Raw genomic sequence first — 19,435 nt, forward strand, 5'->3', positions numbered from 1 at the left:
AATCATGGTAGCCCAGCCGAAGATGGCCGGAAACGAGCGCAAATACGTTCTCGATTGCCTCGATACGAACTGGATTTCCTCGAACGGAAAGTACATTCCGGCCTTCGAAGAAACGTTTGCGAAATTTTGCGGCGTCAAACATGCGATTGCGACGAACAACGGCACGACCGCCCTTCACCTCGCGCTGGTCGCGCTCGGCCTGCAGCCCGGCGACGAAGTGATCATTCCGACGGTCACTTATATCGCCACTGCAAATGCCGTTCGCTATTGCGGCGCGACCCCGGTACTGGTCGACGTCAACGCCGACACGATGAACATCGATCCGGCCGACATCGAGCGCAAGATCACTCCCCGCACCAAAGGCATCATCCCCGTCCATCTGTATGGCCACCCGGCCGAAATGGATGCGGTCAACGAGATCGCGAACAGGCATGGCCTGTGGGTGGTCGAGGACGCCGCCGAAGCCCACGGCGCCGAAGTACGCGGCAAACGTGTCGGCAGCATGGGCACCTGCGCGACCTTCAGCTTCTTCGGCAACAAGATCATCACGACCGGCGAAGGCGGGATGGTCACGACCAACGACGACGAGCTCGCCGCGAAGTTGCGCCTGTATCGCGGCCAGGGGATGGATCCGAAGCGCCGCTACTGGTTCCCCGTCATCGGCTACAACTATCGAATGACGAACATCCAGGCGGCGATCGGGCTCGCGCAAATGGAAGGCATCGACAATGCGCTCGCCGAGCGCGAACGTCTGGCCGGCTGGTACAACGAAGCGCTGAACAACCTGCGCGACAAACTCGTTCTGCCGTCCGAAGCTTCGTGGGCCAAGCAGGTGTTCTGGATGTACAACGTGTTCCTGCGCGAAGGCGACGAACGCAAGCGCGATGACGTGATGCGAAGCCTCGACGAAATGGGCATCGAAACGCGTCCGGTGTTTTATCCGATGCACGTGCTGCCGCCGTACCTGGAGGAGTCGACCTATCCGGTCGCGGATCTATGGTCGCAGCGCGGCATCAATCTGCCGACGCATCAGGATCTGACGCGAGCCGACGTGCAGCGAATCGCCGACAGCCTACATCGGATCCTGGCCGGCTAATGAAAATCGCGCTTGTTTCATCGTTTGTGCCATTCATCAACGGTGGCGCCAGAAATATCGTCGAATGGCTTCAGGTCATGCTCGAAAAGGAAGGGCATCATGTCGAACGGGTCTACCTGCCCGAGATCGATGCCCCCGACCTGCTGTTCCGGCAGATGATGGCCTACCGGTGGGTGGATCTGGAGGCGGCGGACCGCATCATCTGCTTCCGCCCACAGGCGCATCTGATTCCTCATCGCCACAAGATCCTGTGGTTCATCCATCACATCCGCGCGTTCTACGATCTGTGGGACAGCCCTTACCGCGGTTTTCCGGATGACCCCAAGCATCAAGGGATACGCGATGCGCTCCGCCAGGCGGACGACGCCGGCCTGCGCGAGGCCAAGGCGATCTTCACGAACAGCCGCGTCGTAAAGGATCGACTCGCCGCGTACAACGACATCGACAGCGAAATTCTTTACCCGCCGGTGTTTCAGCCGGAGCGCTTCCACTGCGCCGGCTATTCGGACGAGATCGCGTGCATCTGCCGGATCGAACATCACAAGCGGCAGCACCTGCTGGTGGAAGCGATGCAGTATGTGACGACCCCGGTGCGGCTCGCGTTGTTCGGCCGGACCGCATCGCCGGACTACGAGCGCGACATCCGGAAAAGGATCGCCGATCTGAATCTGCAGGATAAGGTGGTCCTGGAAAATCGCTGGATATCCGAGGAAGAAAAGGTCGAGCAGCTGTCGCGTTGCCTCGCTGCGGCCTACGTTCCGCTCGATGAGGATTCCTATGGCTATCCCAGTGTCGAGGCCAGTCACGCGTCCAAGCCGATTCTGACCACGTCGGATTCCGGCGGTGTGCTGGAACTCGTCGAGGACGGCGTCAACGGTTATGTCGCCGAGGCCGACCCCAAGTCGTTGGCCGCGGCAATGGACCGGCTTTACCTCGATCGAAACAAGACGATTCAAATGGGTAACGCCGCGCCCGAACGCCTGAAATCCCTCAACATCTCCTGGGAGCATGTGCTTCAAAGGTTGCTCGCATGAAGGTGCTTGTCGTCAACAACATGGCGCCGTTCGTTTGGGGCGGCGCCGAAGAGCTCGCCGCGCATCTGCAAAGGAATCTGGTCATTGCCGGCCATGAAGCCGAAGTGATGCGCATCCCGTTCCAATGGGAGCCGGCAACGCGCATTCCATCGCAGATGCTGATGGTCCGCGTGTTCGAACTGTGGAACGTAGACCACGTCATTGCGCTCAAATTTCCCGCGTATCTGATTCGCCATCACCGCAAGTCGCTCTGGCTGCTGCATCAATACCGGCAGGCATACGACCTGTTCGATGCCGGGCAGACCAATCTGCCGCCCGGCGCCGAAGGCGAAGCGTTGCGCGACATGATCCGCAACGCGGACAACGAGACCTTCTCGGAAAGCCGCCACATCTTCACGAATTCGGTGGTCACGCAGCGTCGGCTCAAGCAATACAACGGCTTCGACGCGGAGGTTCTGCTGCCACCGGTCAACGACCCGGAGCTCTTTCCGGGACACGAACCCGACGGCTACGTGTTTGCGGGCGGCCGTATCAACGGCATGAAGCGTCAACACCTGCTGCTGGAGGCGCTGGCCAAAGCGGACCCGTCAGTACGGCTGATCATTGCCGGCCCGCCGGACACCGCGGACGACGCCGAGCGTCTGCATCGGCTGGTCGAGCAGTTCGGTCTGGCGGACCGCGTCAAGCTCGATTTGCGGTTCCTGCCGCGCACCGAGTACGCCGACTACGTGAACCATGCGTCGGCCGTTGCGTATTTGCCCTTCGATGAAGATTCACTGGGTTACGTCGCGATGGAAGCGGCGACCGCCGGCAAGGCGCTGATCACGACCGACGACAGCGGCGGGATTCTGGGGCTGGTCAAGCATGGCGAGACCGGATGGGTTGCGCGGCCCGACGCGGACGCTCTGGCAAGCGTCATGAGCGCCGCCTTTGCGAACGCCGCCCGCACACGGGCTTACGGCGTTGCAGCCAAGGCACTATGGGAAAGCCTGGGCGTGAATTGGCCGCAAACAGTGGAGGCGCTCCTGCGATGAGGCTCTTGTTTTTTACCCCCGTCAGCAAACGTTCGGCAATCGGTCGCATGGCGTCGCTGGTCGTGCCGGAACTGGTCGCGCAAGGTCACGACGTTACGGTCATCGGAACCGAATCGCCCCGGTTTCGGGATGAGGAGACGCACCGGTTCGACACGCCCGTCATCGCGTGGAACGAATTCGAACACGTCGGGCAACGGGTGACGACCGCGGATCTTTGCATTTACCAGATCGGCGACAACTACGAATTTCATGAAGGCTGTCTGCACTGGATGCCCGCAGCGCGCGGCATCGTGTGCCTTCACGACTTTTTTATCGGTCACCTGTTTTGCGGCTGGGCTCAGTCGCGTCCGGGCGAAGCCAACGCGATCCTGCGGCATTGGTACGGCGACGCGATCGCGGAGCGCTTCTTCTCGTACACCAGCGGTAACACGTTCATCGACAAGACGCGCGATGCCGCGCCAATGACCGAATGGATCGGTGCGATGGCGCTTGGCGTCGTTACCCACAGTTCGTGGGGATGCGATCGCGTACTGAAGTCGTGTGCGGGTCCCGTCAGTGTGGTCCCGCTTCCGTATGATGCACCGGCCGCTCGTAGCCAACGGCCGCCCGTCCACACCGAAGCCGGCTGCATGCAGGTCCTGACCATCGGACACGTCAATTCGAACAAGCGCGTCGAAAGCGTGATCAAGGCGATCGGCACGAAGACCACGCTGCGAAACAACGTCACTTACAAGCTCGTGGGTCACGTCGCGCCGCAGATGGTGCTGTCGCTGTCTCACATGGCGCGAAGCTATGGCGTGAACCTGGTGATCGCCGGAGAAGTCGACGATACCGCGCTTGCGCAAGCGATCGCCGAAAGCGACGTCGTCAGTTGCCTGCGCTGGCCGACGCTCGAAGCGGCGTCCGCGTCCGCGATCGAGGCGATGCTCTATGGAAAGGCCGTCATCTGCACCGACGCGGGCTTTTATTCCGAGATCCCCGACGAATGCGTGCTGAAGGTATCGAGCGACAATGAAATTGACGATATCGCGTCGAGCTTGCTGGCGTTGATCGCCGACCGGGAAAAAATCACGGAGATCGGTGAAAAGGCGCAGCGTTGGGCGACCGATACCTTCTCGGCCGCCGTCTACGCGCGATCGTTGACGGACATCGCGCAACGCGCGCTTATCGCGAAACCCGTGATCGACGCATGCCGTTCGCTGTCCGCAATTGCGGCGAGTTGGTCCGCGACGATCGCGAATCCGCTTCGCGAAGAAGACCTCGCGGCGCTGGAGATCTTCAGCGGGGGCCGCGACGCAAAGGTCGCGCCGGCCTCGGCAGCGCCGCAGGCCGACGATCTGCAGCTCACCTGAATCGTTCGCTGCAACCGTTCGTTGCGGGCACCGGCCCGCAACGAACGGCACATCGCGTGCGCGTCAGGCCGTCGCCGCCTCGTACGCCGATACGACCTCTTCCGTCGGCCCGAAAGCGCGTACACGGCCACGCTCCATCCAGAGCACCTTGTTGCACACCTTGCGGATCTCCGCGTTCGAGTGCATCGCGAGGACGACGATTTCAGCCCGGCTGTGCAGGTCCGCCAAGCGCGCTTCGGCCTTGTGCATGAACGATGCGTCGCCGACGCCCATCACTTCGTCGAGCAGCAGGATTTCGGCGTCGACCGCCGTCGATACGGCAAACGCGAGCCGCACTTTCATCCCGCTCGAATACGTCCGAATCGGCAGGTCCAGATAATCGCCGAGTTCGCAGAATTCCGCGATTTCGCTCTGCTTCGACCGTATCTCCGCATCGGACATGCCGAGCAACAGCCCTCGGAGCCTGATGTTCTGCATGCCGGTCGAGTTCTCGTCCATGCCGAGGCCGATATCGAGCAGCGGCACCACCTTTCCCTCACGCAACAACTGGCCCGCCGACGGCGGATAGATGCCCGCCATCGCGCGCAGCAGTGTCGATTTCCCCGCGCCGTTATGCCCGATCAGGCCAACGCGGTCGCCCCGTTCGAAACGGAAACTCACTTCGTCGAGCGCGCGCACGACGATCACGCCGTCGTTGCCCTCCGCGATTCTGTTGCGCCGGCCCATGCTGAGCACCTGCTTCTTGAGCGAGCGCCCCTGCACGTCGAAGATCGGCAAATCGAGCGTCACGCTCTGCAATTCGATAAAAGCCATATCGTCTCTCTCAGACCCAGTACGGGATGCGCTTCAGATAACGCCCGGTCATCAACAAGGCGAGAGGCCACCCGACCGCCGCCATTCCTATCGTCACCGCCCAGGTCAATTCGCTGGGCATCTGCCCGATCAGCGGGCTGCGCACGAGATCGATCAGATATGCGAGCGGGTTCCACTCGACAATGAACGAAAAGCGATTCAACGCGTCGGGGCGAAAGATGATCGGCGTCACGTAGAACGCCACCTGGAGCAATGCGCTCACGATCTGCGGCAGATCGCGAAAGCGCGCCGACAGCAGGCCCACCATCATCGCAATCCACATCGCGTTCAGCACATACACGGCCAGTGCCGGAATGAACACCGGCAGCGTGTCCCAGCGCTTCACACCGAAGATCGCGAGCAGTCCAACGACGATCACGAAGTTGTGGGCAAGCACGATCAGGTTTCGCCACACGACCTGCAGGATGTAGATCAGTTTCGGCGTCGCCATTTGCCGGATATAGGGCGCGCTGCTGATGTAGGCAACGCTGCCTTCGACGATAGTCGTCGAGAACAAACCCCACAGCACGATGCTGGCGGCAAGAAACGGCAGATATTCGTTTATCTTCTGCCCGAACAGCGTGCCGTAGACAACGCCCAGCGACGTAATCATCACGCCCATACTGATGGTGAGCCAGAACGGCCCCAAGCGGGAACGCGCATAGCGTTGCCGGATTTCGAGCCAGCCCAGCAGTGTCCACAACCGCCACGCCGTGATGCTTTTCTTCAGGTCAGCAAGTGAGAGGGTCAGCATGCAAGCTTTCAAAATGTAGGAATAGGGATCACGAGACAAATATAGCCAACCATGTCGGAGCGCTCCGGTGCAGTCGATGGGGCCACGTCGGCCGCGGCAGCGCCGGCGGCAACGGGCCCGGAAGCAGCACGTCATCGAGGATGGGGGCCGCCGGTGTTGGCGCACGGCAAGCCGACCGCGAACGCTGCCACGCGGATATTGCAAAGGGGCAGCATCATCCGAGTCGCCTCGGGGCCCGGTATTTTACTCGGTTGCCACGCCCGCCAGCGCCCGCGCATAGCAATTTTCGCGCACGAAGCCGATGATTATAGGAAGCTTGCGGGTGCGCGGGCCATGCCGCTAACAACTTGATACAGCGCTCCGAACCTGTGTTCGCGATGAAAATTTCCACCCAATCAACGACATCCGGGGAACAACAATTGCGAAACGCCGTCCCCGCCCAACGATTTTTCCGCCTATCAGATATCCGGCAGCACTGACGCTCTCATGACTCACTCCCCCATCGCCATCGGCGACATCCAAGGCTGTCATTCAGCTTTCGATTCGCTGCTGAAAAAGCTCTCCCCTCCTGCCGACACCCCGCTATGGATCGCCGGCGACATCGTCAACCGCGGCCCCGGCTCGCTCGCCGCGCTGCGTGCACTGATCGACCTGGGCCCGCGCGCCACAGCCGTCCTCGGCAACCACGACCTCCATCTGCTCGCCGTCTCGGCCGGCATCCGCACCGAGCGCCCCGGCGACACGATCGGCGAAATCCTCGACGCGCCGGACGCGGACGCGCTGCTCGACTGGGTCCGGCATCGCCCGTTCGCGCACTTCGAGGACGGAAAACTGCTGGTCCACGCCGGCGTGCTGCCGCAATGGGACGTCACGCTCGCGCTCGAACTCGCGGACGAACTGCAGCGCGCACTACGCGCGCCCGACTGGCGGGACACGCTGCAGAACCTGTACGGCAACGAGCCGAACCAATGGAGCCCGAACCTGAAAAAACGCGACCGGATGCGCGTCGCGTTCAACGCATTCACGCGTCTGCGCTTCTGCACGCCGGAAGGCGCGATGGAGTTCAAGGCGAACGGCGGCCCCGACAGCGCGCCGCCCGGCTACCTGCCGTGGTTCGACGCGCCGGGCCGCCGCACCGCGGACGTGACGGTCGTGTTCGGCCACTGGGCGGCGCTCGGCCTGATGCTGCGCGACAACGTCGTCGCGCTCGATTCCGGATGCGTATGGGGAAATCAGCTGTCGGCCGTTCGGCTCACGGCCGATCCGTCGCAGCGCACGATCACGCAGGTGCAATGCGAAGCGTGCCGCACGCCCGGCGGCGAGTGATCGCGACCTAAACCGTAGACATAGACGCCTCGGCCCGCGCGAACGGACCGCGCCAACCTCAGCCTTCGCGACCCGGCACCGGCTCGTCGGCGGCGCCGTCGCCGGCCGCATCCGGGCCGGCTTCCGCGACCGGATACGCATGCTTCGCGAGCTCGGCAAGCGACGCCGGCGACGGCTTGCCGACCTTCGCCTGCATCTTCTCGAGCGCGGCGGCGATCGCGTCGCGCGCGGCCGCCGACATCGCACGCCGATCGCCGCCCGGTGCGATCGGATCGCAGACGTACAGATGCGCGACGAGCGGTCCGCCGCGCAGCACCATGTCGAGCGACGTGCCGAGCGACAGCTCGCCGGTGTATGCCGGCGCGACGGACTGCCGTCCGTGCGCATCCTCGTACATCAGGCAAATCGGCTGCACCGCGCACCCGGCCGACACCGCGGCCTGGAACAGATTCGCGTGAAACGGCAGCAGCCCCTGCCCGTCCGACGTGGTCCCTTCCGGAAACACGCACATCACGCCGCCGTTGCTCAGCCGCTCGGCCATCTCGTGCATGATCCGCATCGCCTCGGTCCGCTTCTCGCGCTGCAGGAACACGGTGTCGAGCTTCTCGGCGAGCCAGCCGACCACCGGCCACTGCCGCACCTCGGCCTTCGACACGAACGGCGTCGGCCGCCACGCATTGATCGCGTAGATGTCGAGCCACGACACGTGGTTGCCCACGACGAGCGCGCTCGCATCGAGCCGCGCGCCGTCGTTGTGGACGACGAGCCGCATCCCGCAGATGCGCAGCATCTTCAGCGACCAGCGGCGCGTCAGCTCGGCGCGGCGCGCGGGCGTGACGCGAGAAAAACGCAGCGCGACGATCGCCATGCCGCGCAGCAGATGAAAGACGAGACGCAGCTTGCGGAGAGCGTTCATGGCGAAGGTCCGCGTGGTTCAGTGGCGCTCGAACGCGACCTGTCCGGCCACGAGCGTCGTACGCACGCAGGCCGGCAGTTCGTAGCCGAGGAACGGCGAGTTGTGGCCCTGGCTCTTCAGCGCGCGCGGCTCGACGCGCCAGTGCGCGCGCGGGTCGAATACGCACAGGTCCGCGGCGGCGCCTTCGGCGATCCGGCCGGCCGGCAGCTGCAGCACGTCGGCCGGCGCTGCGGTGATGCGGCGCAGTGCCTGCGCCAGCGGCGTGCGTGTTTCATCGGCCCACTTCACCGTCAGCGACAGCAGCAGCTCGAGCCCCGTCGCGCCCGGCGTCGCTTCGCCGAACGGCAGCAGCTTCTCGTCGTCGTCGACGGGCGTGTGGTCCGAGCAGATCGCGTCGATCGTGCCGTCGGCGAGCGCCGCGCTGATCGCTTCGCGGTCGCGCTCGCTGCGCAGCGGCGGATCGAGCCGGAACTGCGAATCGAAGTAGCCGATGTCGACGTCGATCAGATGCAGATGGTTCACGCCGACATCGCACGTCACCGGCAAGCCCTCGGCCTTCGCCGCGCGGACGAGCGCGAGGCCGGCCGCGGACGACAGCCGCGCGAGATGCACGCGCGCGCCGGTCACGCGCATCAGTTCGAAGATGGTGTGCAGCGCGATCGTCTCGGCTGCGACGGGCACGCCGGACAAGCCGAGCCGCGACGCGACCGCGCCGCTCGCGGCCACGCCGCCGCGGCCGATGAACGCATCCTGCGGGCGCAGCCACGTCGTGTAGCCGTACGTGCTCGCGTACTGCAACGCGCGCAGCAGCACCTGCGTGTCGCGCACGGGCACGTTCGCATGCGTGAAGCCGACGCAGCCCGACTCGGTCAACGCGACCATCTCGGTGATCACTTCGCCCTTCAGGCCGACGGTCAATGCGCCGAGCGGATGCACGTTCGCCTGGCGCAGGTTGCGCGCGCGAAACTTGAGCATCTCGACCAAGCCCGGCTCGTCGAGCACGGGATCGGTGTCGGGCGGGCATACGAGCGTCGTCACGCCGCCCGCGACGGCCGCGGCCATCTCGGACGCGAGCGTCGCCTTGTGTTCGTAGCCGGGCTCGCGCAGCCGCGCGCACAGATCGACGAGGCCGGGCGCGACGGTCTGGCCCGACGCGTCGATCGTCTTGTCTGCGTTGAAACCGGCCGGCGCGGCCGTGCCGGCGTCGGCGATCGCGGCAATCTTGCCGTCGGCGACGAACACGTCGGCGCGGCGCTCGGTGCCGGCGACCGGATCGATCAGCGTGCCGCCCTGGATATGAATCTTCATGCGCTGTCTTTGAATACGTGGATTGCGTGAAAGGGATGCGCGACGGGGTTCAGCCGTTGTTGCCGGCGACGATGCCCATCACCGCCATCCGCACGGCGATGCCGAACGTGACCTGGTTGAGGATCACCGACTGCGGCCCGTCGGCGACCTGCGAGTCGATCTCGACGCCGCGGTTCATCGGGCCCGGATGCATGACGATCGCGTCGGGCGCGGCGAGCGCGAGGCGCTCGGGCGTGAGCCCCCAGGTCTTGAAGTACTCCTGCGCGGACGGCAGCAGCGCGCCGCTCATCCGCTCGTTCTGCAGGCGCAGCATGATGATCACGTCGACGCCCTTCAGCCCTTCGTCGAGGTTGTGGAACACCTTCACGCCCATCTGCTCGAGGCCGCCGGGCAGCAGCGTGCGCGGGCCGACGGCGCGCACTTCGGGCACGCCGAGCGTGGTGAGCGCGTGGATGTCGGAGCGCGCGACGCGCGAATGCAGGATGTCGCCGACGATCGCGACGCGCAGCTTCGTGAAGTCGCGCTTGTAATGGCGGATCGTGTACATGTCGAGCAGGCCCTGCGTCGGGTGCGCATGGCGGCCGTCACCGGCGTTGATCACGTGCACGTGCGGCGCGCAGTGCTCGGCGATCAGGTACGGCGCACCGCTCGACGCGTGGCGCACGACGAACAGGTCGGCATGCATCGCCGACAGATTGTTGATCGTGTCGAGCAGCGATTCGCCCTTGCTCGTCGACGACGCGTTGATGTTCAGGTTCAGCACGTCCGCCGACAGGCGCGTCGCGGCGATTTCGAACGTGGTGCGCGTGCGCGTCGAGTTCTCGAAGAACAGGTTGAACACGGACTTGCCGCGCAGCAGCGGCACCTTCTTCACCTCGCGGTCGGTCACGCTGACGAACTGCTCGGCGGTGTCGAGGATGTGGTTGACGATCGAGCGCGGCAGGCCCTCGATCGACAGCAGATGCTTGAGCTCGCCGTTTTTCGTGAGCTGCGGGTTGCCCTTCAGGAAACCGTAGCGGAACCGTTCGGGGCTCGCGGCCGCAGCGGGATTGCCGGTGCGGCCAGTGGTGTCGGTGGTCATGATGTGCGTGATTCCAACTATGCAAACGGGCCGCGGGAAAACCGGCGGCCCGGGATACGGTTTCGCGGCTCGCTCAGCTGCCGTGCGCGTCGACGCTCAGCGTGAATTGCGCGTCGTCGCGGGCGAGCACGAGCGTCGCGCCGTCCGGCACGTCGAGCGTGCCGCCGGCGAAGCGCGCGGCAACCGGCAGTTCGCGGCCGCCGCGATCGGCCAGCACCGCGAGCTCGACCGCAGCCGGGCGGCCGTAGTCGAACAGTTCGTTCAGCGCCGCGCGCACGGTGCGGCCGGTATACAGCACGTCGTCGACGAGCACGATGCGCGCGCCGTCGACGTCGAACGGCAGCGACGTCGGGCTCGCCTGGCTGTGCAGCCCCTTCTTCGCGTAATCGTCGCGATGCAGCGCGACGTTGACGACGCCGAATGCCGGCGCGCCGAGATCGCGCGCGAGACGCTCGGCGAGCCACGCGCCGCCGCTGTGAATGCCGGCGAGCCGCGGGCCGCCCGGCTCGGCGAACGCGCTGCCGTACGCGGCGCGGATCTGGTCGAGCAGCGCGCGGTAAAGCGCCTCGGCGTCAATGGTGCTCATGGTCGGACAATTGATCGAGATACTGTTGAAGGATCACGCGCGCCGCTTCGGCATCGAGCATGTCGACACGCGCGCGCCCGCGCACGTTGCGCTCGCGCAGCCCGGCTTCGGCCTCGACCGACGAATAGCGCTCGTCGACCCACGCGACGGGCAGCCCGAAGCGGCCGTTCAGCTGATTGCCGAAGCGCTTCGCTTGCTGCGTCATGTCGTGCGGTGTGCCGTCCGGATGCATCGGCAGACCGACGACGAGCGCGTCCGGCCGCCATTCGGCGAGCAAGTCGCCGACTGCCTTGAAGCGGTGTTCGCGGTTCAGATTGGGAATCACGACGAGTGCGCGGGCCGAACGCGTCAGCGCGTTGCCGATCGCGACGCCGATCCGCTTTTCGCCATAGTCGAACGCCAGGAGCGTCGCATCGCGCGCGCCCGCGCCGCTCATGCGTGCCCTGCTTCGCCGGACAGCATCGACGAGCTGACGCCGAGCAGCCCGAGCGCGGCTTCGAAGCGCTCCTCGGCCGGCGTGTCGAACACGATGCGCGGATCGGCGGCCACGGTAAGCCAGCCGTTGCGGGAAATTTCTTCCTCGAGCTGCCCGGCACCCCAGCCCGCATGGCCGAGCGTCAGCAGGAAGCGTTTGGGGCCGGTGCCCGTGGCGACCGCCTCGAGCACGTCCTTCGACGTCGTCATCGCGAGCCCGCCCTCGACGGACATCGACGAGTTGTAGTTCGCGCCCTCGACCGGCTCGTGCAGCACGAAGCCGCGCTCGGTCTGCACCGGGCCGCCGAAATACACGGGGATGTGCAGTAGCGGCTCAATCTCGAGCTTCAGGTCGATGCGGTTGAACAGCGATTCGAGGTCGATGTCGGTGGGGCGGTTGATGACGAGGCCGAGCGCGCCGCGCTCGCTGTGATCGCAAAGGTAGACCACCGTTCCCGAGAACGTCGGATCGGCCATGTTCGGCATGGCGATCAGGAACTGGTTGGTGAGATTGATGCGATCGGAAGGCTTTGACATGATTTGAATTTTAGCAAAGACGCCGCGGCCTGACCGGGCCGCGATCATCAACAAGCAACGCCGCGCCGCGCTGGCAACGGCACGCGCGGATTACACGGCACTCTAACATGCGCGCGGCGGCTGTCGGGAGCACGTTGAACGCCGGTCCGACAAGGGCGGCGCCGGATGCTCGCGTCGTTGTGCGTCAGGCCCGGCCGAGCGCCGCGCCGAGCGCTTCGGACGCCGCGGTCAGATCCGGCGGCGCGACGCCGGCCGCGATCTTCAGCAGCGCGCCGCGCAGCATGTCGGACGCATGGCGGTGCGCGTCGCGACCGCCGTCGGCCAGCGGCATGCCGTGCGCGGCACGGCGCCACGCGAGGCCCAGCGTGTCGGCCAGCAGCGCCGCATGGCCGAGGCCGAGCGCGCATGCGGCGGTGCCGACGCGGTATGCGGCGTCGGATGCGCGCCAGGCGGTGCTGGCGTCCGCCGCTGCAGGGTCGACCGCAAGATCGGCCATCGATGCATCGGCCGTCTGCAGGAAATCCTCGTATGCATGCGCGTTGACCGTCACGACGCCCAGCGTGCGGGTCGGCGCGGCCGCTACCGCGTCGTGCTCCGCGCGCGCGGCACCGGCTTCCCACAGCGCTTCGGACGCCGGCGTGCCTGCGACGTGCCAGTCGACGGTCAGCCCATAGTCGTGCAGCACGTCGACGAGCGCGACGTCTTCGGCAGCGGCACCGAACAGCGCGAAATCGCGCCATAGCAGCGCGACCGTCTCGCGTACGAGTTCGGGCGGCGCGACGCGCCGGCCGCCTGCATGCTCGCCGAGCAGCAGGTTCGTTCGTGCGAGAAAACGCTTCAGTTCCGGCGCCGCGCTCGCGCGAAGCGCGCGCATGCACGCGGCCGCAAGACGCCAGTAGTCGTAAGGCGATTCGTCGGCGAGCGCGTCGAACACGGCGTCGAGCGCATCGAGCGCCGCATCCGGCGCGCCGTTCGGCGCACGCAGCACGCCGAGCAGCGCCTGTTCGTAGCGGGCGCGCACGCGAGCCGCGAACGCGTCCGGCAACGCGCGCAGCGATGCCGGCGGCACCGCGCGCCCGACGAGCGCCAGCGTATCGAACGGCACGTCCGCCTGCGGGTGCGCCGCGCTTTGCGCGCGCAGCGTGCGGAAGTGTGCAAAGAGAACCGGCGAGCACGCGAGCTCGCGCAGATTGTGGCGCCCGACGGCCGAGCGGAAATCGTCGAGTGCTGCACGCCAGCCGGCGGAAACCGGGCCGGCGACAGCGCGCGGCGCGGCGGCGGCGAGTTGCCCGGCAAAACGCGCGGCCGACAGCCAGCCGGCCTCGGCCAGCACGGCCGCCGCTGCCGACAGCGGCGCGGCTGCATCGTCGTGCCGCTCGACTGCGTCGACTGCCGCGGCAAGCCGCGCATCGGCGGCGCGAACGGCGCCGCCGCGCGGGTTCGGCAATGCGTCAGGGTGGGGAACGGTCGCCGGATCGGGCGTCATGGACACGCGCGCCTGTCATCGTGAAACCGCTCGCGCGGGCCGCGGCTGGAGAGCGCCGGGCAAACGCGAGGCCGAAGCGGAGTGTCCGTGGGCAAAGTGGATCAGATCTGGACCATCTCGAAGTCTTCCTTGCGAGCGCCGCATTCCGGACACGTCCAATTGATCGGGACGTCTTCCCAGCGCGTGCCCGCGGCGATGCCTTCGTCGGGCAGCCCGGCTTCTTCGTCGTAAATCCAGCCACAAATCAGGCACATCCAGCTCTTGTATTCCATCTTAAGCCGCGTCGGGAAAGTCGGTAGATTCGGGAGCCATGATGGTACCGTGTCGGGGCCGGACTGCCTAGCAATCGCGCTGGAGGGCGGCAACTACGTTGCGCCGCGCTAAAAAATCCGTCGTGCCGCCCGGAATTCCGCCGCATAATGGCTGCAAAGTGCGGCCTGCGGGGCAACACGGAGCCAAAAAACGCCCATTTCGCCTCGTCGTCCGCCTTTTCGTCGTTTTCCCGTTTTTTCTTGCCCCATTTCCACATGTCCAGCAACGCCCCTCCGATCGTCCTCACCTTCGGCCTGTCCGATCCCACCGGCGGCTCCGGCCTCCAAGCCGATCTGATGACCCTGGCGAGCATGGGCTGCCACGGCGTGTCCGTCTTGACGGGCTACACCGTGCGCGACTCGGCCGCGTGCGACGAGGTCACCGGCCTCGATCCCGACGTCGTCGCGGCCCAGGCGCGCATGCTGCTCGAGGACATGCCGGTCGCCGCGTTCAAGATCGGCGCGGCCACGCGCGCGGAAGTCGTCAGCGCGATCGCCGAAGTCGTCGCCGACTACGACGGCGTGCCGCTCGTGCTCGCGCCGGATTTCACGCTGGACGACGAGCACGTGCTCGCCGCCGACGACTTGCGCGAATCGATCGCCGACCTGCTCGCGCCGCAGACGACGCTGCTCGTCGCCGACCACGCGACGCTGATCGCGCTCGCGCAGCCGGACGGCGACGCCGAGGCGCCGAATCTCGACGCCGCCGTGTCGCACCTGCTGTCGCAGGGTTGCGAGTACATCTTGTCGTCGGAGACGGGCTCGCATCGGCTCGTGAACACGCTGTACGGCGAGGAAGGCCAGTTGCGCGAAGACATGTGGGATCGCTCGCCGCATCGGCTGATGGGCATCACCGACACGCTCGGCGCGGCGATCGCCGCGCTGCTCGCGAACGGCCAGGAGCCGCCCGAGGCGGTGCGCGAAGCGCAGGAGTATCTGTATCAGGCGGCACGCGACGCGTTCCGGCCCGGAATGGGTGCGTATCTGCCGGATCGGTTCTTCTGGGCGCGCAGCAACGACGATCGCGACGCGCCGCCGGCCGTGGCGGCCGAACCGGTGCCGAGGACGTCGCGTCGGCATTGAAGCGCGGCGGAGACCATATCGAAGGCAGTACATCGCGTCGCCTTGTCGTTGCCGGTCATCGGCGATGGCCCGCGTCGGATGTCGATGCGTAAATTGCGCAATGCAGTATCGGATTTGCCACTGCACTGAAGTAGAAGCCGATCTCGCACGTGGTCGCGCGCAAATAAAAAAGACCCGCATCGCTGCGGGTCTTTTTCTTTGGCTGGAACGCGCATCGCTGCGCGTTCCGGACCTCATCGACCGAAGTCGATTACATGTCCATGCCCATGCCGCCCATGCCGCCCGGCATGCCGCCCGGCATCGGTGCATCTTCCTTCGGCAGTTCTGCAACGGCTGCGTCCGTCGTCAGCAGCAGGCCTGCAACCGAAGCTGCGTTCTGCAGCGCGGTACGCGTGACCTTCGTCGGATCGACCACGCCGGCTTCGACCATGTCGACGTACTCGCCGGTCGCTGCGTTGTAGCCGTAGTTGCCCTTGCCTGCAGCAACTGCCGCGACCACGACGCTCGCTTCTTCGCCGCCGTTCGTGACGATCTGGCGCAGCGGCTCTTCCATTGCGCGCAGCACGATCTTGATGCCGGCGTTCTGGTCGGCGTTCGCGCCGGTCAGCGACGCGATTGCGGTGCGTGCACGGATCAGCGCGACGCCGCCGCCCGGGACGATGCCTTCTTCAACGGCAGCGCGGGTTGCGTGCAGCGCGTCTTCGACGCGTGCCTTCTTTTCCTTCATTTCGACTTCGGTCGCAGCGCCGACCTTGATCACTGCCACGCCGCCGGCCAGCTTCGCCACGCGCTCCTGCAGCTTTTCGCGGTCGTAGTCCGACGTCGCTTCCTCGATCTGCGTGCGGATCTGCTTCACGCGCGCTTCGATGTTCGCAGCTTCGCCTGCGCCGTCGATGATCGTCGTGTTTTCCTTGCCCACTTCGATGCGCTTCGCCTGGCCCAGTTCTGCCAGCGTCGCCTTCTCGAGCGTCAGGCCGGTTTCTTCCGCGATGACCTGGCCGCCGGTCAGGATCGCGATGTCTTCCAGCATCGCCTTGCGACGATCGCCGAAGCCCGGCGCCTTGACCGCAACGGTCTTCAGGATGCCGCGGATGTTGTTGACGACCAGCGTCGCGAGCGCTTCGCCTTCGACGTCTTCAGCGATGATCAGCAGCGGGCGGCCGGCCTTCGCGACTTGTTCGAGCACCGGCAGCAGATCGCGGATGTTCGACACCTTCTTGTCGTGCAGCAGCACGAACGGGTTCTCGAGGACGGCGACTTGCTTGTCCGGATTGTTGATGAAGTACGGCGACAGGTAGCCGCGGTCGAACTGCATACCTTCGACGACGTCGAGCTCGTCGGCGAGCGACTTGCCGTCTTCGACGGTGATCACGCCTTCCTTGCCGACCTTGTCCATCGCTTCAGCGATGCGATCGCCGATCGACGAATCGCTGTTCGCCGAGATCGCGCCGACTTGCGCGATTTCCTTGTTCGTCGTGCACGGCTTGCTGATCTTCTTCAGCTCTTCGACGGCAGCTGCAACGGCCTTGTCGATACCGCGCTTCAGGTCCATCGGGTTCATGCCCGATGCGACGTACTTCATGCCTTCGCGGACGATCGATTGCGCGAGGACGGTTGCCGTCGTCGTGCCGTCGCCTGCGTTGTCGCTGGTCTTGGAAGCGACTTCCTTGACCATTTGCGCGCCCATGTTCTGGAGCTTGTCCTTCAGCTCGATTTCCTTCGCGACCGACACACCGTCCTTCGTGACCGTCGGGCCGCCGAAGCTGCGCTCGAGCACCACGTTGCGGCCCTTCGGACCCAGCGTGACCTTCACTGCGTTGGCGAGAATGTTCACGCCTTCGACCATCTTCGCGCGGGCGGAATCGCCGAATACGACGTCTTTAGCTGCCATCTTCTAACTCCTTGAATTCTTGGGAATATGTACCGTCAGTGGACGCTTACTTGGCGTTGACCACGGCCATGATGTCTTCTTCGCGCATGACCAGCAGTTCCTGACCGTCGACCTTCACGGTCTGGCCCGCATACTTGCCGAACAGCACGCGATCGCCGACCTTCACGTCGAGTGCGATCGGGGCGCCCTTGTCGTCGCGCTTGCCCGGGCCCACGGCCAGGACTTCGCCTTGATCCGGCTTCTCGGCAGCCGCGTCGGGGATAACAATGCCCGAGGCGGTCTTGGTTTCCTGATCCAGGCGCTTGACGATCACGCGATCGTGCAAAGGACGAAGGTTCATATTCACTCCTCTCTTGACTGAGATTGAAGAACGCTTAGGGAATCTGCCCGGCGGGTCGCCCGGCAGAGAATTGTTAGCACTCTCGTGCAGCGAGTGCTAATTATATGGACGGGTTTTGACAAATTCAAGAAGGGAATCGGCGCGTTTTTTCGGCTGGCCGAACGGACGAAAAAGGCGGGAAGACAAGACACAAATCGTTTAAAAACAATGTGATATGGGCGCCACTCGTCGAACAGCGACCGACGCGATACGGGATTTCCCGATCGCCGTAGCCCGGTTTGACACGACACGTGTGGCGAGTTCCGCAACATTCGTCATCGGGTCAAAAAACGCGCACGCATACGCCGCGGGCTGTCCGGCGCGTTCCGATAGCAGCCGTCACGTCTCCGCGCAGCCGTCGAGCGGCTGGAACACGCGGCCGTCCGTCTCGACCGTCGCGCCGAGCAGGCGCGCGAGCCCTTTGGCGCCGTCGCGCATCACGACGTCGTGATTCCATTTGAACAGCGGGCGCGCGACCGGCTCCAGCCAGTTCATCCAGCGCTCGCGCGTGCGGATGTCCCAGTCGTAACGCACGACCGTGCGTGCGCCTTGCGCGACGAACGACCAGCATCCGTCGCCTTCGATCGCGCCGAGCGCGCGGCCTTCGAGTACGTGCGGCGGGTCGACGCGCAGCACGCGCATGTCGAACGTCAGCCGGTACGGCAGCGCGCCCTTCCATGTATACCGGTGCAGCGCGCCGACGCCGCGCGCATCGCCGGGCTCGAGCTCGACGGTTCGCACCGAGCCTTTCCACCAGTCGGGCCAGCGGTCGACCTGATAGATCGCGTCCCAGACGGCCGCGAGCGGCGCGTCGACGCGCCAGATCGTCGAGAACCGGTATTCCGCCATGCAGCCTCCGGCGCGCCAGTCGGCAGCGTGAAATCAGGGGGCAAAAAAACGCTCGGGAAACGTGACGTCGATCTCGATGTCGTCGAGCGTCACGGTTTCGAGCGGCTCGTCGTTGTCGTCCGAGAAGCTCACTACTTTCAACGGGAAGCCGTCCTCGGCGTCCAGCCACAGCCGGTAGCGATGCACGCCGTCGATCGCGTGCGCGGGCGCGCCCGTCACCGACACGCGCAGCGCGGTCCGGCCGCCGACGGTCTCCTCGCCTTCGGTCACCGTCGCGCCGCCCTGCTGCAACGCATGGACGTTGCGCAGCAGCTCGCCGACGTCCGAGCGGTCGACGCGATGGCCGCTGCGGTCGCGCACGAGCGGATTCGTCGGCGACAGCGTCAGCGCGGGCGGCGCGTGCACGCCGAACGGACGCAGCCGCACCTTGCCGTCGCCGGGATCGTACGCGAGCACCGCGCCGCGATGCGGCGACACGAAATCCATTCGCACGAAGCCCGGTTTCAGGTACGCGTAGCGGATCTCAGTGCGCTCGCCGCTCCTCGCCGACGAGCGGATCGTCGCGCGATACGAGCGGACCTGGTCGAAGTGCGTCTGCGCGACGGTCACGGGGTCGGCTGTCATGCTCGCTCCTATCAGGCTCGCGGCCAGCAACGCGGCAATCACGGCGCGGCCTCGACGTCGAGCACGCCTTCCATCCCGCGTTCGCGATGGCTGCCGAAGAACGGCAGCCGATGCGTGCAATAGTAGGCGAACCGGCCCGGCTGCGACGGCGTGAAGCGGAACGTCTTCGGCGTCGTGCCGAGCTCGGTGCGCACGTCGATGCCGGCCTGCGGCGCATCGATCTCGAAACTGTGCGGCACGATCCCCGGCTGCGACGATACCGTCAGCTCGACCGGCGCGTGCGCCGTCACGACGACATGGTTCGGACGAAAAAAGTAGCTGCCGCCGACGATCGTCACGCGTTGCACGCCGTCCGCGTCGATCGGCACGCGCAGCGCCGCGCCGTCGTCCGTCTGCGCAAGACCGGTGCCCGTTGCGACGAGGGTCGCCGCGATCATCGCCATCGTCTTCATCGTCCGCTCC

Annotated in this window: 21 protein-coding genes; 6 read left to right on the plus strand and 15 right to left on the minus strand. The window is 65.6% G+C overall.

The features are described 5' to 3' along the window. Nucleotides 1–4: 4 nt before the first annotated feature. The 4 genes from BUB20358_RS03125 to BUB20358_RS03140 are packed head-to-tail and all read left to right on the plus strand — an operon-like array spanning nucleotide 5 to nucleotide 4,516. Nucleotides 5–1,096: a DegT/DnrJ/EryC1/StrS family aminotransferase gene (locus BUB20358_RS03125; protein WP_223473313.1), complete on the plus strand. Its 1,092-nt coding sequence runs from the start codon at nucleotides 5–7 to the stop codon at nucleotides 1,094–1,096. Further along, nucleotides 1,096–2,130, plus strand: a complete 1,035-nt coding sequence (locus BUB20358_RS03130; protein ID WP_035972948.1) for a glycosyltransferase family 4 protein — start codon at nucleotides 1,096–1,098, stop codon at nucleotides 2,128–2,130. The genes BUB20358_RS03125 and BUB20358_RS03130 overlap by 1 nt, the downstream gene beginning before the upstream one ends. Next, nucleotides 2,127–3,164 (plus strand): glycosyltransferase family 4 protein, encoded by a 1,038-nt coding sequence (locus BUB20358_RS03135; RefSeq protein WP_006765011.1) that lies wholly within the window; start codon nucleotides 2,127–2,129, stop codon nucleotides 3,162–3,164. The genes BUB20358_RS03130 and BUB20358_RS03135 overlap by 4 nt, the downstream gene beginning before the upstream one ends. A gap of 47 nt (nucleotides 3,165–3,211) precedes the next feature. Next, nucleotides 3,212–4,516 carry a glycosyltransferase gene (locus BUB20358_RS03140; protein ID WP_035972950.1) on the plus strand — a complete coding sequence of 435 codons (1,305 nt, stop codon included), beginning with the start codon at nucleotides 3,212–3,214 and terminating at the stop codon, nucleotides 4,514–4,516. Between the two features lie 63 nt (nucleotides 4,517–4,579). On the opposite strand, the gene BUB20358_RS03145 is transcribed toward BUB20358_RS03140, so the two are convergent. After that, nucleotides 4,580–5,329, minus strand: a complete 750-nt coding sequence (locus tag BUB20358_RS03145; RefSeq protein ID WP_006765013.1) for an ABC transporter ATP-binding protein — start codon at nucleotides 5,327–5,329, stop codon at nucleotides 4,580–4,582. Nucleotides 5,330–5,339: 10 nt separating this feature from the next. After that, nucleotides 5,340–6,122 carry an ABC transporter permease gene (locus tag BUB20358_RS03150; RefSeq protein WP_035972952.1) on the minus strand — a complete coding sequence of 261 codons (783 nt, stop codon included), beginning with the start codon at nucleotides 6,120–6,122 and terminating at the stop codon, nucleotides 5,340–5,342. A gap of 486 nt (nucleotides 6,123–6,608) precedes the next feature. On the opposite strand from BUB20358_RS03150, the gene BUB20358_RS03155 reads away from it, so the two are divergent. Continuing rightward, complete coding sequence (locus BUB20358_RS03155) at nucleotides 6,609–7,448, plus strand: symmetrical bis(5'-nucleosyl)-tetraphosphatase (RefSeq protein ID WP_006765015.1); 840 nt, start codon at nucleotides 6,609–6,611, stop codon at nucleotides 7,446–7,448. 58 nt (nucleotides 7,449–7,506) lie between these two features. Here BUB20358_RS03155 and BUB20358_RS03160 read toward each other — a convergent pair whose 3' ends face one another. From BUB20358_RS03160 to BUB20358_RS03195, 8 genes are all read right to left on the minus strand, one after another. Continuing rightward, on the minus strand, nucleotides 7,507–8,364 hold the full coding sequence (locus BUB20358_RS03160) for a lysophospholipid acyltransferase family protein (protein ID WP_006765016.1): 858 nt from the start codon (nucleotides 8,362–8,364) through the stop codon (nucleotides 7,507–7,509). 18 nt (nucleotides 8,365–8,382) lie between these two features. Then, the gene (locus BUB20358_RS03165; RefSeq protein WP_006765017.1) at nucleotides 8,383–9,672 is read right to left on the minus strand and encodes a dihydroorotase; all 1,290 of its coding nucleotides are present in this window, start codon (nucleotides 9,670–9,672) and stop codon (nucleotides 8,383–8,385) included. A 49-nt stretch (nucleotides 9,673–9,721) separates the two neighbouring features. After that, the gene (locus tag BUB20358_RS03170) at nucleotides 9,722–10,753 is read right to left on the minus strand and encodes an aspartate carbamoyltransferase catalytic subunit (RefSeq protein ID WP_006765018.1); all 1,032 of its coding nucleotides are present in this window, start codon (nucleotides 10,751–10,753) and stop codon (nucleotides 9,722–9,724) included. A 73-nt stretch (nucleotides 10,754–10,826) separates the two neighbouring features. Further along, nucleotides 10,827–11,339 (minus strand): bifunctional pyr operon transcriptional regulator/uracil phosphoribosyltransferase PyrR, encoded by a 513-nt coding sequence (gene pyrR / locus BUB20358_RS03175; protein ID WP_006765019.1) that lies wholly within the window; start codon nucleotides 11,337–11,339, stop codon nucleotides 10,827–10,829. Beyond that, nucleotides 11,326–11,775, minus strand: a complete 450-nt coding sequence (gene ruvX, locus BUB20358_RS03180; RefSeq protein WP_006765020.1) for a Holliday junction resolvase RuvX — start codon at nucleotides 11,773–11,775, stop codon at nucleotides 11,326–11,328. The genes pyrR and ruvX overlap by 14 nt, the downstream gene beginning before the upstream one ends. Continuing rightward, on the minus strand, nucleotides 11,772–12,350 hold the full coding sequence (locus BUB20358_RS03185) for a YqgE/AlgH family protein (protein WP_035972954.1): 579 nt from the start codon (nucleotides 12,348–12,350) through the stop codon (nucleotides 11,772–11,774). The genes ruvX and BUB20358_RS03185 overlap by 4 nt, the downstream gene beginning before the upstream one ends. 184 nt (nucleotides 12,351–12,534) lie before the next feature. Beyond that, the gene (locus BUB20358_RS03190) at nucleotides 12,535–13,836 is read right to left on the minus strand and encodes a FimL-related protein (RefSeq protein ID WP_035972955.1); all 1,302 of its coding nucleotides are present in this window, start codon (nucleotides 13,834–13,836) and stop codon (nucleotides 12,535–12,537) included. Between the two features lie 101 nt (nucleotides 13,837–13,937). After that, nucleotides 13,938–14,108 (minus strand): rubredoxin, encoded by a 171-nt coding sequence (locus BUB20358_RS03195; RefSeq protein ID WP_006765022.1) that lies wholly within the window; start codon nucleotides 14,106–14,108, stop codon nucleotides 13,938–13,940. A 255-nt stretch (nucleotides 14,109–14,363) separates the two neighbouring features. On the opposite strand from BUB20358_RS03195, the gene BUB20358_RS03200 reads away from it, so the two are divergent. Beyond that, a complete protein-coding gene (locus tag BUB20358_RS03200; protein WP_035972956.1) occupies nucleotides 14,364–15,230 on the plus strand; it encodes a hydroxymethylpyrimidine/phosphomethylpyrimidine kinase in 867 nt (288 codons plus the stop codon). A 250-nt stretch (nucleotides 15,231–15,480) separates the two neighbouring features. Here the strand turns inward: BUB20358_RS03200 and groL are convergent, their stop codons facing one another. From groL to BUB20358_RS03225, 5 genes are all read right to left on the minus strand, one after another. Then, nucleotides 15,481–17,121 (minus strand): chaperonin GroEL, encoded by a 1,641-nt coding sequence (gene groL / locus BUB20358_RS03205; protein WP_006400973.1) that lies wholly within the window; start codon nucleotides 17,119–17,121, stop codon nucleotides 15,481–15,483. 46 nt (nucleotides 17,122–17,167) lie between these two features. Beyond that, a complete protein-coding gene (gene groES / locus BUB20358_RS03210) occupies nucleotides 17,168–17,461 on the minus strand; it encodes a co-chaperone GroES (RefSeq protein WP_006400974.1) in 294 nt (97 codons plus the stop codon). Nucleotides 17,462–17,839: 378 nt separating this feature from the next. Next, nucleotides 17,840–18,349, minus strand: a complete 510-nt coding sequence (locus BUB20358_RS03215) for an SRPBCC family protein (RefSeq protein WP_006765024.1) — start codon at nucleotides 18,347–18,349, stop codon at nucleotides 17,840–17,842. A gap of 33 nt (nucleotides 18,350–18,382) precedes the next feature. Continuing rightward, nucleotides 18,383–19,015 (minus strand): LolA family protein, encoded by a 633-nt coding sequence (locus tag BUB20358_RS03220; protein WP_035972957.1) that lies wholly within the window; start codon nucleotides 19,013–19,015, stop codon nucleotides 18,383–18,385. After that, nucleotides 19,012–19,425, minus strand: a complete 414-nt coding sequence (locus BUB20358_RS03225; protein WP_035972958.1) for a quinol oxidase — start codon at nucleotides 19,423–19,425, stop codon at nucleotides 19,012–19,014. The genes BUB20358_RS03220 and BUB20358_RS03225 overlap by 4 nt, the downstream gene beginning before the upstream one ends. Nucleotides 19,426–19,435: the final 10 nt, after the last annotated feature.

It is taken from the genome of Burkholderia dolosa (genome assembly GCF_902499135.1).
GTDB classification, from domain to species: Bacteria; Pseudomonadota; Gammaproteobacteria; order Burkholderiales; family Burkholderiaceae; genus Burkholderia; species Burkholderia dolosa.

What these genes read in the sequence shown, in the direction of transcription:
- BUB20358_RS03190 (WP_035972955.1), bottom strand. Translation starts at nt 13,836, where the DNA reads ATGACGCCCGATCCGGCGACCGTTCCCCACCCTGACGCATTGCCGAAC.
- BUB20358_RS03145 (WP_006765013.1), bottom strand. Translation starts at nt 5,329, where the DNA reads ATGGCTTTTATCGAATTGCAGAGCGTGACGCTCGATTTGCCGATCTTC.
- groL (WP_006400973.1), bottom strand. Translation starts at nt 17,121, where the DNA reads ATGGCAGCTAAAGACGTCGTATTCGGCGATTCCGCCCGCGCGAAGATG.
- BUB20358_RS03195 (WP_006765022.1), bottom strand. Translation starts at nt 14,108, where the DNA reads ATGGAATACAAGAGCTGGATGTGCCTGATTTGTGGCTGGATTTACGAC.
- pyrR (WP_006765019.1), bottom strand. Translation starts at nt 11,339, where the DNA reads ATGAGCACCATTGACGCCGAGGCGCTTTACCGCGCGCTGCTCGACCAG.
- BUB20358_RS03215 (WP_006765024.1), bottom strand. Translation starts at nt 18,349, where the DNA reads ATGGCGGAATACCGGTTCTCGACGATCTGGCGCGTCGACGCGCCGCTC.
- BUB20358_RS03200 (WP_035972956.1), top strand. Translation starts at nt 14,364, where the DNA reads ATGTCCAGCAACGCCCCTCCGATCGTCCTCACCTTCGGCCTGTCCGAT.
- BUB20358_RS03160 (WP_006765016.1), bottom strand. Translation starts at nt 8,364, where the DNA reads ATGAACGCTCTCCGCAAGCTGCGTCTCGTCTTTCATCTGCTGCGCGGC.
- BUB20358_RS03170 (WP_006765018.1), bottom strand. Translation starts at nt 10,753, where the DNA reads ATGACCACCGACACCACTGGCCGCACCGGCAATCCCGCTGCGGCCGCG.
- BUB20358_RS03125 (WP_223473313.1), top strand. Translation starts at nt 5, where the DNA reads ATGGTAGCCCAGCCGAAGATGGCCGGAAACGAGCGCAAATACGTTCTC.
- BUB20358_RS03225 (WP_035972958.1), bottom strand. Translation starts at nt 19,425, where the DNA reads ATGAAGACGATGGCGATGATCGCGGCGACCCTCGTCGCAACGGGCACC.
- BUB20358_RS03135 (WP_006765011.1), top strand. Translation starts at nt 2,127, where the DNA reads ATGAAGGTGCTTGTCGTCAACAACATGGCGCCGTTCGTTTGGGGCGGC.
- BUB20358_RS03150 (WP_035972952.1), bottom strand. Translation starts at nt 6,122, where the DNA reads ATGCTGACCCTCTCACTTGCTGACCTGAAGAAAAGCATCACGGCGTGG.
- BUB20358_RS03140 (WP_035972950.1), top strand. Translation starts at nt 3,212, where the DNA reads ATGGCGTCGCTGGTCGTGCCGGAACTGGTCGCGCAAGGTCACGACGTT.
- BUB20358_RS03155 (WP_006765015.1), top strand. Translation starts at nt 6,609, where the DNA reads ATGACTCACTCCCCCATCGCCATCGGCGACATCCAAGGCTGTCATTCA.
- BUB20358_RS03165 (WP_006765017.1), bottom strand. Translation starts at nt 9,672, where the DNA reads ATGAAGATTCATATCCAGGGCGGCACGCTGATCGATCCGGTCGCCGGC.
- BUB20358_RS03130 (WP_035972948.1), top strand. Translation starts at nt 1,096, where the DNA reads ATGAAAATCGCGCTTGTTTCATCGTTTGTGCCATTCATCAACGGTGGC.
- BUB20358_RS03185 (WP_035972954.1), bottom strand. Translation starts at nt 12,350, where the DNA reads ATGTCAAAGCCTTCCGATCGCATCAATCTCACCAACCAGTTCCTGATC.
- ruvX (WP_006765020.1), bottom strand. Translation starts at nt 11,775, where the DNA reads ATGAGCGGCGCGGGCGCGCGCGATGCGACGCTCCTGGCGTTCGACTAT.
- groES (WP_006400974.1), bottom strand. Translation starts at nt 17,461, where the DNA reads ATGAACCTTCGTCCTTTGCACGATCGCGTGATCGTCAAGCGCCTGGAT.